Below are 16,388 nucleotides of genomic sequence, written 5' to 3' on the forward strand. Positions count from 1 at the left end.
AAAACATTGACCGCGTCATAGACCACGACGCATAATTGAGAGTGGGTCAATTCTCGGTGAAAATACCGGGTCAGTTCTCAGTGACAATCAACACCTTCCCCGACCCTTTTGCACAGTCCGCAGAAAATCCAGGGGGGTAGCAATCTTTGACTTACGTACCTCATTCATGCGCATCTAGAAAGCCAAATGATGGGAGAGCAGTGACCTGCCACAATAAGAACACGCGATTAATTGCAGCACGGTTAAGCGTTTGAGGCATTTATCGATCGTTGGGTAGCAATAAATCCAGAGACCTTCGACCTTCACCCAATTTTCGCCCATCCGCAGAGACACAGGCCGGTGCCTTCCGACAATAAGAATCAATAGCGACGACGTCGACGTAGTGTTTGACCCGGCGATTGAACTTTGCATGTTTCATATCGATCCCACCTTCTGCCATGACCTCCTCGATCTCGAGATAAGAAACTGGAAAGCGAACGTGGAAAAAGCTGCGTATATGATCACGGAATTCAGACACAGCGCCTTTGATTTTAGTTAAATCTTCAATCCAGGCTGGGTCTTGGGGAAGTGTAGGGACTGGCTCGACGCGCCCGGTAACGCGACCGAAATCCGGAACCTTGCGACACTACCATGCTTCAGGCCCAGATCGCATTCTGGACATGTTCAGGTAACTCGAGGCGGGCGCCGGTTTTTGTATCGAAGACATGGGCGCGGCTCAAATCGGGGCGAAGCACCAATGTCTCATTCAAGCCCGAGACCGTAACCCGCGGCGTGGTGACCACTATCTTTCCGGCTGCGGTTTCACAATGCAGGGTCACATCGGCACCGGTCATCTCTGAAAGAAGCACCCGCCCGGGCAGGCCTGGCCCTGATGCCACCACCTCGATAGCCTCGGGGCGCAGTCCCAATGTCACGGCAGGCGGTCCGGTCCATTCCGGCACGTCACCCGCCAACATGAAATTCATCGACGGCTGGCCAAGAAACCCCGCAACAAAGCGGTTTGCCGGTCGGTCGTAAATCGCCGCAGGTGTATCGAACTGTTGCAAGTGACCGCCCCGCATGACGGCGATCCGGTCGGCCATCGACAGGGCCTCGGTCTGGTCATGCGTAACATAAACCAGCGTGGCACCCACCTTGCGGTGTAACGACTTGATTTCAGAACGCATCTCGACCCGCAGCGCATTGTCGAGGTTGGACAGGGGTTCGTCCATCAGGAAGACACCGGCCTCGCGCGCCATTGCCCTGCCCATCGCGACCCGCTGACGCTGGCCACCTGACAGCGCCCCGGGCTTTCGATCGAGATAGGGGTCAAGGTGCAGCATGCGGGCGACCTCTTCTGCGCGGGCGTGGCGGGCGGCACGTTTCATGCCGCGCAGTTCCAGACCGAAAGAGATGTTCTCGCGCACCGACATATGTGGATAGAGCGCATAGTTCTGAAAGATCATCGCGATGTCACGGTCGCGCGGGGCGACATTGTTCACGCGACGACCCCCGATACAGATCTCGCCATCTACACAGGTTTCAAGCCCGGCGATCATACGCAAAAGGGTGGATTTGCCACAGCCAGAAGGACCGACGATGACGACGAACTCCCCCGGGCGTATGTCCATCGACACGCCGTGCAGCACCTGCGGCCCGTTGGCATAGCTTTTACGGATATTTGTCAACGAGATCCCGGTCATGCCCGCTGACCTTTGTCAAAAGCAGCGCGGCGCGCCAAAGCGAGGCTGGGCCGGTCGGAGGTGAAAACCTTCACCCCCAATGCGAGCGCCTTGTCTATCTGCGCCGCCGTATGCGCGCCAAAACAGCCAAAGGCCAGACCAGCCTCTCTCACCCGTGCCATCAGCGCCCCATCTGCATAGTCGATCTGGACCGATATCTCGGGGATACCATGGGCCAGCGCCAATTCGATCACCCCGGCATCGCCCAATTGCCGCAGCACCGGCGGGCTGACCAGCCAGAGCCGGGGTCGGTTGGTCAATCGCGCCAATTCGTCCTGGGTCTCGATCAGGAAGGAAGAGAAGGTGGTGCGTGCCAACATCCTTTCCTGTGCCAGAACGTCCAGCACGCCGGGGATGAAATCGGCATAGGGGCGGCCTGCGGCGTCGGGTTTGAATTCGCAGCGGAAATCCACCGGGCTGTTACGATAAACTGCGCAAAGCTCGGCCAAGGTAAGGGGATGCCCGCCGGAGCCATAATCGATCACCGCCGCACGAACCGTAGCCTCTGGCAGCTCGGCAATGGCGCCCTGCGTGTCAGTGGTCCGGTCAAGGGTCGGGTCGTGGTGCACGATGATCGCGCCATCTGCGGTCGGGTGCAGATCAAACTCCACCTCGTCCACCGGCAGTTGCGCGGTGGCGGCAAAGCCCTGAGGCGTACTGTCGCCGAATTCCAGCGTTCCGCCGCGGTGAGAGGCTATACGTTTCATGGTCTGCTCCGTCATTTCACGGCCCCCATGGTGATGCCGCGCACGAGGTGCCGCTCTACCGCAAGAAAGCCAAGCAGGATAGGAAGGATGGTGATAGTCGAGGCCGCCATAACAAGCGGCCAGTTGATGACGTCTTCGCCGGGGTTCTCGCGATACAGCTTCGCCAGACCGATCTGAAGCGTGTAGAGGTCACTGTCGTTGATCGCCACCAGCGGCCAGATGTAATTGTTCCACTCGGTGATGAAGATATACAGCCCCATCGACAAAATTGCGGGCCGCGCAATTGGCACAATCACCCGCCACAGCACTTGAAGCGGCCGGGCACCATCCATGTATGCGGCCTCGTCCAGAGCGCGGGGGATGCCCCGGATGTATTGGCGCAGAAAGAAGGCGGCGAACCCGTTGGAGATGGCCGGCAGGATCAGGCCTGCATAGGTATCCAGCAGCCCAAGATTGGCCAGTGTCAGGTAGTTGGGGATCAGGGTGATGTGACCGGGGATCATCAGCGTCGCCACCACCGCAGCAAAGAGGAAATTGCCGCCGGGAAAGTCGAAGCGCGCAAAGGCAAAGGCCGCCATCACCGCCAGCGCCAACCCACCCAAAGTCACGACGCCGGACACCAGCAGAGAGTTCAGCAGATACCGCAAGAAATCGTATTGGCCAAAGGCTGCGCGGTAGTTCGCCAAAGTCAGGACCGGATCACCGGAATAGTAGCTGTCCACCGTCAGGAACGACATCCAGATGGTGTACAGCACGGGCGAAAGAAAGATCAGCCCGGCGACCAGCGCCGCACAGGACCAGAGGGTCTCACGCTTCATAATGAACCCTCCGCCCCAGCACACGGGCCTTGAACACCGCCAGCGCGATCAACAGGATGAACAGAAGCACTGCGATGGCCGATCCCTGACCGATGTCGAAGAGTGTAAACCCCACGCGGTAGAGCATGTTAACCACCATGTCGGTTGCGCCAGCCGGTCCGCCGCGCGTCATAACATCGACCACGGTAAAGACCTGAAACGCCTCGATCATCGAGATCACCAGCAGGAAATAAGTGGTCGGCATGACCAGCGGCACCGTGACCCTTCGGAAGACGTGGAACCGCTTGCCGCCATCTACGTTGGCTGCGTCGTAAAGATCTGTCGGGATGGCCTGTAGCCCCGCGATGTAGATCACGATGTCATAGCCCAACTGCTTCCAGGTATTCACAAAAATGATGACCCAGAGCGCCAGTTGCGGGTCTTGCAGCCAATAAATTTTCGGCAGGCCAAAGACTGCCAGCGCGGCGTTGATTACGCCGTAATCGGTGGCAAACAGCCATGAAAAGACTACCGCGATCGCCACCGTCGACGTGACCGAGGGCAGAAACAGCGCACCGCGCAACAGGCGTTGCGGCAACGCTTCGCGCACCAGATAGCTGGCAATGCCAATCGCCAGAAGCAGTCGCAACGGGACAGAGACCAGCGCGAAAATCGCAGTGACCTTGACCGAATTCCAGAATTGCGTGGAAGACAGGACAAGCCGGTAATTTTCGGTCCCGACCCAGGGCTTGGCTGCGGTCAGGAAATCCCATTCACGGAACGACAGATCGACGCTGGTCAGGATCGGAATGTAGGTGAAAACCGCGATAAACGCCAAAAGCGGCGCAATCAGCAGATAAGGTGTCATTCGCGAATGCATGGCAGTGTCCCTATGAAAAATGCCGGGCCAAGATCAGGCCCGGCATAGGATCAAGCGTTCGGGCTTAGTTGGTGCGCGCTTCTTCGGCGCGGGTCTGGGACGCGAAATCTTTCAGCGTCTGCGCCACGTCGTGTTGACCCAGTGCCATGGCCTGCCACATGTCGTATTCGCTGGCACGCATCCATGTCACAACCGGCGGGCGCGGACGGCCACGGGCGACAGAGAGCTGCTCGATGGCGACGGTGATGCCCGGCTCGCCCTTCAGGGCCTCCTCTGCAACGGGTTGATCCTTGGTGTGTTTGTTGATCGGCATATAGCCGGTGCCCGCGAACCATTTGGCGTTTGACCCGGCCCCGGCCGCATAGCTGATGAACTTGTAAGCTGCATCCTTTACCTCTGGCGCAGAGGTTGAAAGAATGCCGATGCCCGCCCCGCCGATGGGGGCCGCGCAGGTCTTGTTGCAAGGCATGGGCAGCACCAGAAGGTCATCCCCCAGCGCAGTTTTCGAGCGGCGGTAATTGCCGGTAGAGTTCATCATCATGCCGACCTTGCCCGCAAGAAACGCATCGCGACCGTTATTCTCCTTGGTCACACCGTCGACCGAAGCCACGCCATGCTCATGCACCAGCGAGGCCATCCATTCGTAGGCTTCGATTGTATTGGGGGCGTCAATCAGGATTTCGCCGGACACACTGTCGATAAGATCGCTTTCATTGGCCATGATCAGGCCCCAACGCGCAAATTGGCCCGGGGCGGCTATGCCAGAAATGCCCTGATCGCCCAGCTTTGCCTGCACCTGTTGTGCGGCGCTCAGGATTTCGTCGAAGGTGGTGAGCGCCGGGACGTCCTCCATGTCGGCATCTGCAAAGATCGCGGTGTTGACATAAAGCACCGGCGTGGACGAGTTGAAGGGCACGATGAAGTTCTTGCCGTCGTAAACGCCGACTTCGCGCGCGAAATCAAACAGTTCATCTTTCAACGGATCTGCCTCCAGATAGTCGGTCAGATCTGTCAGGACGCCGCGGTCTGCGAACAGGCCGTAGCGCGTGACTTCCATGATGACCGCATCGGGCGCGCGACGGGCCGGGATGGCGGCCTGCAGCTTAGTGACGATATCATTGTAGTTGCCGATATGCTGCGCATCGATGTTGATATCCGGGTTGGCAGCTTCGAAGTCCGCGACGATGCCGTCGAGCACCTCGCCGCTATTGCCAGAGAAGCTGTGCCAGAATTCCACCTTGGTTTCGGCGAAGGCGGCATTGGAAGAGAGCGCCAGCAGGCTGGTCGCAGCGACGGTCTTGAGAGTGTCGAACATGGGGTTATCCTCGTGTTCAGGGTTGAATTACTCGGTTGATTTTTATTGTTTCTATTTTGGCGCGCTCAATTCCAATCCGGGGGCAGCTTGGAACGAAACTTGCGATACTCTTCGAGAGCGGCCAGGGAGCGGCCGTCGTCGATCCCCGCTAGATCGAGGATCACGGCATTGACGACGGCCATCGGCACGGTCAGGGATTGCGGCTCTCCCGCCTCGCCGCGCGACACGCGAATCAGGTGATGTGGCGCGGGCCAGATCGGCGCGCTGGCCTCATCGGTGAGGGCCAGAACGGTTGCGTTCTGCGAGTGCGCCAAATCCGCCAATGACAGAATTGCAGCGTGAGGCGCGCGAAACGAAAACAACCAGACAACATCCGCCGGGGCCAACCCCCTAAGCGCCATCGCCATTGCTCCACGTTCGGCGTCCAGATCTCGGGCGTCATAACCCGAGCGTTTCAGACGCAACGCCACCAGTCTCGAAAGGCTTGCCGCATGCCCCTGCCCCAGCAGGTAAATCCGCCGCGCCTCGCACAAGCGATTTGAAAATGTCCGGATGTCGGCATCCGTCACCATCAAGCGGAGCCTTTCCAACGATGCAATCTCGCCACGGATGACAGAGGCCAGCAAACCGCCCTCTTCCGCGCGCACCAACCGCGCCGCCATTCGCGCCGACGCGGTGCCGAAATCGCGCCCGCCCTCGGTTAAATTGGCACACAGGAAGGCGCGAAAGGCCGGATATCCGTCGAACCCCAACCGTTGCGCCAGACGCACGGCAGAGGCGGGATGCACCCCTGCGCGATCAGAAATCTCCTTGCCGTTCTCGATCGCCGCACGCATCGGATCCTGCAGAAGCACTTTCAGCAGGCGACTGTCCGTCGCGGTCAACCTATCGGCATTACGCGACAACAGCGTATCGAGGGATGAGGTGGGCGCGATTTCATTCATGCAAAACAAATTGCAGCTACAATGTAAATTGCAGTTATCGATTGCGTGAAGCTTTGGTGACAGCCCTCAGGCAAAAGAGGAATGCAGATTTTCTCTGTGAGACGGCGTCATTGCGCGGCTCGCAGTTCCATATGCACCGGTCTCAGCGGCGATGAAGTCGGTCGGGCATCAATGCTCGACCGGACGACAGCGCATTGCCGTCCGGATATCACATGCGCCGCTTGAAATTCATCTTGGTTGTGGCCCGGTCACTGGCGTAGCCAACTATTTGACGACGCCTTTGCGCAAAATGATGTTGCCGTAGAGCCGCTTTTCGCCGGTTTGAACGATTGCAAATGCCTGTTTGGCCCGGTCGTAGAAGCTGAACCGCTCGATCGAGCTTAGCTGGGCGGGGGTATCGGCGGTCTCATCAATGGTGGACTGGAAGATGGCAACCACTGGCGGGATCTCATCCGGGTTGCCGACCACCGCCATCACATTTGCCGGGTTCTCGCCGAAAGTGTCCAGCGGCATGACCCCGAGAATCGCCTCAAGGAGGCGTGGCGCCTCGATCCCGTCGGCCCGGTGCAAAGTACGGGCGCAGGCCTCGGCGGGAAAGTTCGCGTCAGCAATGACGATCTCGTCACCGTGTCCCATCGCCCGAAGCGTTCTGAGAAGATCAGGCGAGAGGATGGGGTCGATTCCGATAAGCATGTGGCAGCGCCTTTCGTAAATGCATGGGACTGTCCGGCGGGCGCAGGGCCGGGGTTCGGCGGCCCCGTAATATCGCTGTCCGGTCCCTCCTATGTTGTCGGCCCGTTCTGCAACGCTCCAACCGGCGATCAGATCACCTATGCAAGAAAACCATTTCGGGCAGGAACCATCAAGCTCCAACAATGGCCAATCGCTGCCCCGCATGACGCGCGGCGTGGTTGCCTTTGAACGTCATCGTCGTGGTCTGGGCCCTTGCAAATTAGCGGACAGCACGGGCTACAGCTTTGCGGGCAAGCCATAATTTCAGACTTTACGGCAGGACCAACTTGTCAACTCAATTCGCTTTGGGGCGAACACGGACGCAAAGGTATGGCTTCCCGGGAAGGACAATCCCAAAGGCCGCATCCGGCTTCCCTCCCCTTGTCTTTTCGGCATGTTTGATGGCCACAGGAACCGGCGCTGCTACACGTTCGGCCGGCGTGATTGTCATATTCCAAGTGTCGATGATGTCGACCTCCCAGTCGCCATCCTCCGGCGGCAATCCAAGCGACCAAATCACCGGCTGGTGCTCTGCCAGGTAAATATAGGTGACGTCCCCGTCCCTCGCCGCCCCAAGGCTGGGCCAGGCTTTCGTGCCTTCAATCTCTTCAAACGGTGTCAATCCGTGCGTGGCATCCTGTTCTACGATATCGCGCAGAAATGCGATGCGTTCGGCGCTCTTGCCGCGAAGTTCGCCGCCCTTCGCCCACCACAGCAGGTCTTGCGGATGCGAGTATGTCTCGCCATGTCCAGCATACCCGCCCTTCATAACTGTCATCCAGAAGCGGTGCACCAAAACCTCTGCCGAGATATTGCCCCAGCACTGAATGATATTGCCCTCGTAATGCATCTCGTCGTTCACAATGGGCTTGCCGTAATCAGCGCGCCATTGAGCGGTTTGCACGGTGTCGAAATGCTGGATCGATACGTGATCGACCCATGGTTTTCTGTGGTCATAACAGTTGGACGGACTGCCTTGGTGGATCGATTTCGGATGGCGGTAGGGATCGCCTTCTTCAATGATGGAAAAGAACCGGTCCCAGCGATCCATCGGCTTTACGTCAAGCATGAAGTCATACTCGTTGGCCAGTGACCACCAGACGTTCCGATGCGCGGCAATGCGTGCAACGAGGTAACGCAGATACCGAAAATCCTGTTCTTCGGTCCAGAAACAGTGGCCCCACCGATCATACGGATGGAAGATGATGACATCCGCCTCGATCCCCATCTCGCCAAGCCGCGCGATTTGGGTTTCAAAATGGCGAAACGCTTCGAAGTTCGGGCTGTCGGGATCGTATTTGCCGTTCTCGTCCAGTTCGAAGACGTGATGCAATGGCTCGTTTTCGTTGTAGGGATAATGTTTTGGAAGAACACACATCCGCATCTTGTTGAAAGCGCCACATTCCAATGATTTGAGAGTTTGTTCTTGCTGGTCCAGCGGTTGATGCGTCCATGCGTAACAGGTCGTGGTGAAGGGCGCGAAGAGCGTGCCGTCCGCATGGGCAAAATGAAACCGGTTATGCACCCCGACGGGACCATGCACACCCTCGCGGGCTTCTGTGACGTCGAAAGAAGCGGTGCTTCCGTCGAGCGCTGGCGTTTCGGAAACGGTACGAAGGGTCCAGGCGCCCGGTTGGTCCGGGCTGAACCGGACCTTGAAACTGCCATCCCCATCGTAGAAGCCGGGAACCTTGATTTGCCGGTTTTCTTGCGAGAATACCCCCCAGAATTCGGCGTCCAGATAAGGGTTTCCAGAAATGTCAGCCTTGATCTCGTGCTCGAAGATATCCCACTTTGCGATGGTCATCTTTACGTCCTTCCCGTTCTCAATTGCCAGCGCTTAGCCGGGCTTCGGTTTTCAAATCAAAGAAATGTGCGGCTGGCGTTTTGAAAGACAGGCGGATTTCGTCGCCGACTTTCAGGTCCAGCCTCTCGGATAGGACACAGGTCACGTCCTGCCCGGCCAATTCCGCCAGCACATGGGTATCCGCACCGGTCGGTTCGATGACCTTTACGACAGCGGCTGTCCCATCGGTCGGGTCCAGAGAAATGTCCTGCGGGCGCACACCAAGAACAACATCGCGTTCGGCACCAACATCCGGGCGACGGGCCAGGGCAACCGTTTCACCGCTTTCAAGGACCAAGCTGGGAGAACCGTCTACGGCAAGCCTTCCAGCCAAAAAATTCATCGCCGGAGAGCCCAGGAAACCCGCGACAAACATGTTCTGCGGATTGTCGTAAAGTTCCAGCGGCGTGCCTATCTGCTCCACCCGGCCTGCGCGCAGAACGACGATGCGATCTGCCATTGTCATCGCCTCAACCTGATCATGGGTCACGTAGACAATGGTCGATCCAAGACGTTGATGCAGAGCCTTGATCTCGGCACGCATCTTCACCCGAAGATTGGCGTCCAGATTGGAAAGCGGCTCGTCGAACAGGAACACCTCGGGGTCGCGGACGATGGCTCTGCCCATCGCAACGCGCTGGCGTTGACCGCCAGACAGCTGCGACGGCTTGCGATCAAGGAGCGGCGTCAGCCCCAGAATCTCCGCCGTCTCTTTGACCATGGCGGTGATCTGGGCTTTGGGTATCTTGCTGAGTTCCAGAGAGAAGCCCATGTTCTGGGCGACAGTCATCTGCGGATACAAAGCGTAGTTCTGGAACACCATCGCGATGTTGCGTTCCTTGGGCGACAGGTTGTTCACAACCGTGCCGTCAATAGAGACGGTTCCCGCTGTTATCTCCTCCAGACCCGCGATCATTCGCAATAGCGTGGACTTGCCGCAGCCCGAGGGGCCCACCAGAATGATGAATTCCCCGTCCTGAAATGACATTGAAACACCATGCACGACCTGCAAAGCGCCGTAGCTTTTGTGAAGGTTGTCTATTTCTACTGTCGCCATATCGTGCACTTTCTAAGTCAGAGCAATTTGCAGCTACGGATCAGCCCTTCACCGCGCCAGAGGTCAGACCACTGACAAAATACCGTTGGAAGATCAGATAAACGAGCGTCGCCGGAAGAACCGTAATCACGATGGCCGCGTTCAATTGGCTGTAATTGTTAGAGAATTGGCTTTGGAACGACATCAGCCCAAGCGGCAGCGTCCACATGCTTTTGTCCTGCAGCAACACCAGCGCCATCGCAAATTCGTTCCAGGTAGCGACAAAATCCAGGATAAGAAGCGCCGCCAGAACCGGCAGGCAGACCGGCAGGAAAATCCGGCGGAAGATGACGAAATGGCTGGCTCCGTCGATCAGCGCGGCTTCGGTCAATTCCTTCGGAATAGCTTTGAAGAAGCCATGAAGAATGAAGACTTGGTAAGGTACGCCAAACGCCAGATACGGAAGGATAATGCCGGGATAGGTGTCGATCAGGCTAAGCGAATTGACCAGCGTGAAGAGCGGGGCAAGCATCACCTGAAACGGGATCATTGCGCCAAACAGCAGGAACACCAGAAGCATCTTATTCCAGCCAAAGCGGATCTGCGCCAGCGCATAAGCCGCCATTGCCGAGATCACCAGGCCCAGCGGTACCTTGACCAACGTGATCACGGTGCTGTTCCAGAAGGTATTGTTGAAATCACCCTTCGCCCATGCCAGAGCAAAGTTGTTCCATTCGATCTTGCTCGGCAAGGCGAAGGCTGCCGAACTGAACACTTCACTCTCGGATTTCATCGCTGTGAACGTGATGAATGCGACCGGGGCCAGCCAGATGATGGCCACAAGCACAAGCGAGATCCAAAGCCCGATCAGGACCGGGTCGCGGCGCTTTCGAGGCGCCACAACAATAGGCGACGTTGTGGTCATTGGGCGTCCTCTTCACGGCGTTGCGACCAGCTCATGTATGGAACGACGATCGCAAGCGTGATTGTCAGAAGAACAACGGAGACGGCCGAACCCCGTCCGTAATTGAAAATCTCCATCGATTGGGTGAACGCCCAGAGCGCCAGCATTTGTGTTGATTGCGCGGGCCCGCCGCCTGTCATGCCGTAGACGATATCAAAAGCCTTGAGCGATGAGATGGTCGACAGCACCAGGACGATTGTAATCGTCGGTCTGAGTGCAGGCAGAGTCACATGCTCAAAAATTTTCCGACGGTTGGCCCCGTCGATACGTGCCGCGTCGATCAGCGAACGGTCAACGCTTTGCAGGCCCGCCAGAAACAGCACCATCGAAAACCCGACACTTTGCCAGACGTAGGCCACAAAGATCGAATACAACGCGACATCCTTGTCGCCCAGCCAGTCGGGTATCAGTTGAGCCAGTCCAGCATTGGTCAACAACTGCGTGAACAGGCCGAAGAAGGGGTCGTACATCCAGCGCCACATGGTCGCCACGGCAATCGGCGCGATGATGACCGGAAGATAATAGATCGCCCGAAGCGGGGCACGCCCAATCAGGTTTTGGTTCAATCCCAACGCCAGAAAAAGACCCAGTACCGGAGGAAAGATCACGGACATAATCGTCCAGATGACCGTATTTCGAAAAGCGACCCAGAAGACCGGGTCGTTATAAAGGATGTGATAGTAGTTCCTGAGGCCAACCCACTCGCGGTTTTCGTTGATCCCGTTCCAATCCTGAAAGCTCAGAATAAATACGTCGATCAGCGGCCAGATAGCGAAGAGCGTATAAATCGCAAGCGCAGGCGCCAGAAGCACAATGCCCTGCGCCCGGGGGGATTGAAGATATCGTCTATTCACCATCGTCAAAAATATCCAAAGCTGCGCAGTTGGAAGGTGGTGCCCGCGATGGGACCGCGGGGCGCCAGACCCCCTGCGGTCCCGGTTGGTTAAGTTACCGCGTCGAAATGAAAGCAGCCATCGCGTCTGCCGCGGCCTGCGGTTCCAACTCTCCGGAAGCCAATTCATTGATAACACGGAAATACTCGGTCGTGACATCCAGCGGAAATGCCTGATCGCCATTCACGAACGTTCCGTCTGCTGCGGCGAAGACGTCCAGCCACTCTTTGTGCAGTTCCAGCGCATCATCGCCTTGCTTGACGTTCTTGTTGACGGACAGCGCCCCGAAAGCACCAATATGCGCCGCCTGGAATTCGTCCGATGTGAACATATCCAGAAACTTTGCAGCGAGGTCAGCCTTGTCTGATTTCGTCGAGATATACATGTACTCAGCGAAACCATAGAGCCGCCCGGTCCCCGTCGGGAATGCAAACATGCCGTATTTGGACATGTCTGAATTCTCGTCGATGGTGGGAACATGCCAGTCACCTTCCAGCATCATCGCCGCTCGATCACCGAACCACAAAGTCGTCGCCTGACGATTGTCGATCCCCATGAAGGGCTTCAGGAAGTGTTCGTCTGTCCACCACTTCATCTCGGTAAAGGCTTCCAGCGCGCAGGGCTCAGTTGCCCAGTCCAGCTCCATCGCCATAAGCGCGTCGTGCTTTTCTGCCCCGCAGGTCGTTTCAAGAATGACATCCATCAGGCGCATGACGTGCCAATTCACTGTGCCACCGAACGTGAATGCCGGTATACCCTGCTCTTTCAGTGCCACAGCCGCTGCCTTGAGATCCTCATAAGTCTCCGGCTCACCTTCAATGCCGGCTTTTTCGAAGAGACCCTTGTTGTAATAGACAACCTCCCCTGAGAACCGGAACGGAATGCCGTGCTTGCCTTCGGCGAACGCCTCCGAGAAGGCCAGCGAGGGCCCGGTGAGCCGATCACCCCAGCCGTAGCTTTCATAATAGGACGACAGATCCGTGCTCATGCCGGCCTGAACGTATTCGCCCCCCAGACCAAGGCCCGCCCAATAGGCGTAAATGTCCGGGCCGGTATCCGAACCAGAGGCCACCCGAAGGGCCGTTTTGTGCTCATCGGTGCCGCGCATGACAATCTCGACATCCACGCCGGGGTTGAGCTTCTCAAATTCGGCTTCGGCTGCAGTGAGCGCGGACACCTGTTTGTCGGACGTATAATTGATCGTCCAGATTGTGAGACCCTCGGCACTTGCAGTCACGCCAGTGGCAAGAAATGCGCAGATAGAACTGCACAGAGTTGTCTTAAGTTTCATTGTAGTCCTCCCATAAGTCAGTATCCGGAACATGATTGCCCGGCCTCACCAATTGGCGACTGTCCCATCCGGGAGAACCGCCTCCATCGCCAGTATTTCCTCTTGTCTAAACGGGTGTTTGGCAGCAATGGCTTCGTCAATTTCGATCCCAAGGCCTGGCGCGTGCGGGACTTGCCATGACCCATTCGCCAGCTCTACAGGGTTTTCTGAGCAGATTTCTTCGTACCACGGTGCAAGCCCGACGCATTCCTCCTGAATGACAAAACTTGGTGTCGCGACATCGAAATGCAGCGCCACCGCGCTGGCGACGGGCCCCATCGGGTTATGTGGACAGATGCCGATATTGCGAGCAGCAGCAATTGCCGCGATCCTGCGCCCGCCCGAAAAACCCATGCAGTGGGACAGGTCCGGCTGCACGAATGCCACGGCACCATGTTCGGCCAGATCGGCAAATTCTTCAGGGTGGAACAGCCGCTCCCCCGCCGCCAACGGACAGTCTACCTGGCTTTGCAATTGTGCCAGCAACCGCACATTTCCGGGCTGAAGCGGCTCTTCAACAAACAGAGGCGAAATCGGCGCGATGACATCAATATATGCCTTCGCGGCCGTCAGGTTTTCCGGGCGCCCATGCATGTCGGTCATGAGATCCACATCATCTCCGACCCTCTCGCGCACAGCTTCGGCGAGTTTCGCGACGTGACGGACGGAAGAAAGCGGTGCATCAAACCCAGAGTATGGAACCAGCCCCATCTTGACCGCAGAATACCCCATTTCGACCGTTCGCTGTATGTCGTCGCAGAAGGCCGAGATGTCGTGCCCGTCAGCGGCCTGTTTCAGGTTGCCGCGCAACGGGTGCGTGTAGACCCGAACTTCGTCACGAACCTGCCCGCCCAGCAGTTGCCAGACCGGCACACCTAGCGATTTGCCTTTTATATCCCATAGCGCCTGCTCTATGCCGGACGCCGCGCTCATCCCGATTGCGCCAAGCCTCCAAAAACTGAAGCGGGCCATCCGGCTGGCGATATGCTCGATCCGAAAAGGGTCCTCGCCAATGACAAAAGGCGCAAGATCCTCAACACAGCTTGTCACGGCGCGGGTTTTCCATTCCAGCGTCGCTTCACCCCATCCCCAAAGACCGGGCTGATCAGTGACCACCTTCACAAACACCCAATTTCGAATGAAGGCATTCACGACCACAGTTTCGACCCCGGTAATTTTCATCTGGTCGACCCGCTAAGGAACATATCCCCTGAAATTCTCGGGGTGCCGCCCACCAGTCCGCGGACGCGACGAATGGGGTGAACCGGCTGCGTTTTCACCCGCCATAAGTTGCGGAATCTTCGAAATATATTCTTCACAAACCCCACCCTCTTTTGTTGCGCGCAGCTTCAGGAAGCCCACGATTTCGACTGGTGTGTTGTCGCAATCTTGATATCATCCAGACTTCCATAGATACCATCTAAAGTCTAGATACCATGTAAAGAACTGATAGAAATTACGGTAAGAGACTGACAATGCAAGATAAAGATGACGCTACTCGCCCGGACTTCCTGTTGCCTCGCGAATTTGGAACAGCTTTGCCCACAGGCGTCGTCAAGAATGCTGTCGAAAAACTGGGCCGTCGAATCGCAAATGACGAGTACCCGGAAGGCGAGCCGATACCCACTGAACCTGAATTGGCTGAATCGCTCGGTGTCAGCAAAACGGCCGTAAGAGATGCGATTAAGGTCTTGTCCGGGAAGGGAATGGTGCGCACCGCCCGGCGCTATGGGACCAGGGTCAGGCCGATCAGCGAATGGCACCTTCTCGACGCTGATGTCGTTTCCTGGCACGACGCGACGCATCCACGGATGGCGCAGATGTTTATCGAGTCGACAGAACTTCGCTGTATTATCGAACCCGCTGCCGCCGAATTAGCTGCAGAACGAGCCACACCCGAACAGGTAGAGGCGATCCTTGATGCTACCTCTGCCTTGCGCCCCGATGCTGTTGATAGCAGTCTTCTCTATGAAGCAGACTGCAGGTTCCATTGCACGATCCTTGATGCGACGGGCAACCAGATGATGCGCCAGTTGCGCCCAATGATAATGAGCGTCTTGCGCATCTCTTACGAGTTTGGGGTTCAAACCGACAGAGGCGAACCTGTCTCGCGAAAAGGGCATTTACTTGTTGCCAAAGCGATCCAGAAGAAAGACGGAACCGTGGCTAAGCTCGAGATGGAAAAGATGCTGGAGGCCAACAGACGAACTGCACGTGCATATTGGGAAAACAAAACGAAGTTTACATGATTGATGTAAACTTGGTCCCTGACCTGCCCCTCGCGAAATCTCTCATTGTGACGTAACGTGTGCGCCAACTTGATCCGATCCCCACCGTTTGACCGCCCATTGGCGGAGTTCTCCGGTTTCGATCGACGCGTCAGGCTGGTGGTGTCAACGATTACGTCAGACTGATCGGGGTCTTGTTACTGCTCTGCCCCCTGAAAACTGGATCGTTTGAGGCTGGAGTTTTCCGCTATATTTCCCTGGCTGTGAGAGGAGCGGAATCGCATGAAAGCATCGAAGTTCACGGAGGCGCAGAAGGCCTTCATCCTGAAGCAAGGCGAGTGAGGCACGCCGGTCGCCGAGATCTGCCGGAAGGCTGGGATCAGCCAGGCGACGTACTTCAATTGGAAGAAGAAGTATGCCGGCTTGCTGCCCGACGAGATGCGCAGGCTGAAGGCACTGGAAGACGAGAACAGTCGGCTGAAGAAGATCGTCGCGAACCTGACGCTGGATCGGGAGATGCTTCAGGACGTCATTCGGCGAAAGCTCTGAAGCTTGGCCGTTTGCGCGAGATCGTGACCGGGATGTGTGTCGATTGGGGAGTGTCGATCCGGAAGGCTTGTGGGGCCATTTGTTTCGACACATCCACCTACCACTACAAGTCCCGGCGGATGGACTAGGCTGCCGTCGAGAGGCGGATGTTAATCCCGGAGCAAGATCGGTCAAGTTCCCGGTGTAAAATTGGACAGTTTGGTTGGGAGTTAGCTGCGCCTTGGCGCGCGTGCTCTCCATATGGTTGACGCGCGGCAAGGCGCGCTGGCGGCAGGCCAGCCCTTCTGATCGCGGGTTTATGGAGTTCAGGTTTGGGCTTTTCGGCTCTCGCGCAGCCGGAAGCTTTCGCCTTTCATTTCAAGGATATGCACGTGATGGGTCAGGCGGTCCAGAATTGCGCCTGTGAGGCGTTCCGAGCCGAAGACCTCGGTCCATTCATCGAATGG

At 57.2% G+C, this 16,388-nt stretch carries 15 protein-coding genes and 1 pseudogene; 2 read left to right on the plus strand and 14 right to left on the minus strand.

Annotation, left to right across the window (positions count from 1 at the left end; translation table 11 throughout):
• Positions 1-635: 635 nt before the first annotated feature.
• The 13 genes from EDD52_RS22595 to EDD52_RS22655 form a co-directional block, all read right to left on the minus strand.
• Positions 636-1,682: an ABC transporter ATP-binding protein gene (locus EDD52_RS22595; RefSeq protein ID WP_132248883.1), complete on the minus strand. Its 1,047-nt coding sequence runs from the start codon at positions 1,680-1,682 to the stop codon at positions 636-638.
• Positions 1,679-2,428: a glycerophosphodiester phosphodiesterase family protein gene (locus EDD52_RS22600; RefSeq protein ID WP_132248884.1), complete on the minus strand. Its 750-nt coding sequence runs from the start codon at positions 2,426-2,428 to the stop codon at positions 1,679-1,681. The genes EDD52_RS22595 and EDD52_RS22600 overlap by 4 nt, the downstream gene beginning before the upstream one ends.
• Positions 2,429-2,439: 11 nt before the next feature.
• Entirely contained in the window at positions 2,440-3,246 is an 807-nt protein-coding gene (locus tag EDD52_RS22605) for a carbohydrate ABC transporter permease (RefSeq protein WP_132248885.1), read from the minus strand.
• Entirely contained in the window at positions 3,236-4,093 is an 858-nt protein-coding gene (locus EDD52_RS22610) for a carbohydrate ABC transporter permease (RefSeq protein WP_243652078.1), read from the minus strand. The genes EDD52_RS22605 and EDD52_RS22610 overlap by 11 nt, the downstream gene beginning before the upstream one ends.
• A 76-nt stretch (positions 4,094-4,169) precedes the next feature.
• On the minus strand, positions 4,170-5,420 hold the full coding sequence (locus tag EDD52_RS22615) for an ABC transporter substrate-binding protein (RefSeq protein ID WP_132248887.1): 1,251 nt from the start codon (positions 5,418-5,420) through the stop codon (positions 4,170-4,172).
• 65 nt (positions 5,421-5,485) lie between these two features.
• A complete protein-coding gene (locus tag EDD52_RS22620; protein ID WP_132248888.1) occupies positions 5,486-6,364 on the minus strand; it encodes a MurR/RpiR family transcriptional regulator in 879 nt (292 codons plus the stop codon).
• 264 nt (positions 6,365-6,628) lie between these two features.
• Positions 6,629-7,057 carry an RbsD/FucU family protein gene (locus EDD52_RS22625; RefSeq protein ID WP_132248889.1) on the minus strand — a complete coding sequence of 143 codons (429 nt, stop codon included), beginning with the start codon at positions 7,055-7,057 and terminating at the stop codon, positions 6,629-6,631.
• Positions 7,058-7,391: 334 nt separating this feature from the next.
• Positions 7,392-8,903 (minus strand): DUF5060 domain-containing protein, encoded by a 1,512-nt coding sequence (locus tag EDD52_RS22630; RefSeq protein WP_132248890.1) that lies wholly within the window; start codon positions 8,901-8,903, stop codon positions 7,392-7,394.
• Positions 8,904-8,922: 19 nt separating this feature from the next.
• The gene (locus tag EDD52_RS22635; protein WP_132248891.1) at positions 8,923-9,999 is read right to left on the minus strand and encodes an ABC transporter ATP-binding protein; all 1,077 of its coding nucleotides are present in this window, start codon (positions 9,997-9,999) and stop codon (positions 8,923-8,925) included.
• A 40-nt stretch (positions 10,000-10,039) separates the two neighbouring features.
• A complete protein-coding gene (locus EDD52_RS22640) occupies positions 10,040-10,903 on the minus strand; it encodes a carbohydrate ABC transporter permease (protein WP_132248892.1) in 864 nt (287 codons plus the stop codon).
• Positions 10,900-11,799, minus strand: coding sequence for a carbohydrate ABC transporter permease (locus EDD52_RS22645; protein WP_132248893.1), 900 nt, complete (start codon positions 11,797-11,799; stop codon positions 10,900-10,902). Before EDD52_RS22645 ends, EDD52_RS22640 begins: the two co-directional genes overlap by 4 nt.
• A 91-nt stretch (positions 11,800-11,890) precedes the next feature.
• Positions 11,891-13,126 (minus strand): ABC transporter substrate-binding protein, encoded by a 1,236-nt coding sequence (locus EDD52_RS22650; protein WP_132248894.1) that lies wholly within the window; start codon positions 13,124-13,126, stop codon positions 11,891-11,893.
• A gap of 45 nt (positions 13,127-13,171) precedes the next feature.
• The gene (locus EDD52_RS22655; RefSeq protein WP_132248895.1) at positions 13,172-14,347 is read right to left on the minus strand and encodes an enolase C-terminal domain-like protein; all 1,176 of its coding nucleotides are present in this window, start codon (positions 14,345-14,347) and stop codon (positions 13,172-13,174) included.
• A 293-nt stretch (positions 14,348-14,640) separates the two neighbouring features.
• Between EDD52_RS22655 and EDD52_RS22660 the strand changes: the two genes are divergently transcribed.
• Both EDD52_RS22660 and EDD52_RS22665 read left to right on the plus strand, forming a co-directional pair.
• Positions 14,641-15,414, plus strand: a complete 774-nt coding sequence (locus EDD52_RS22660) for a FadR/GntR family transcriptional regulator (protein ID WP_132248896.1) — start codon at positions 14,641-14,643, stop codon at positions 15,412-15,414.
• A 261-nt stretch (positions 15,415-15,675) separates the two neighbouring features.
• A pseudogene (locus EDD52_RS22665) lies at positions 15,676-16,067 on the plus strand (transposase); the annotation flags it as partial.
• Between the two features lie 180 nt (positions 16,068-16,247).
• Here EDD52_RS22665 and EDD52_RS22670 read toward each other — a convergent pair.
• On the minus strand, positions 16,248-16,388 hold a 141-nt coding region (locus tag EDD52_RS22670; RefSeq protein ID WP_165907653.1), incomplete at its 5' end, for an ATP-binding protein.

It is taken from the genome of Primorskyibacter sedentarius, assembly GCF_004342065.1.
GTDB classification, from domain to species: Bacteria; Pseudomonadota; Alphaproteobacteria; order Rhodobacterales; family Rhodobacteraceae; genus Primorskyibacter; species Primorskyibacter sedentarius.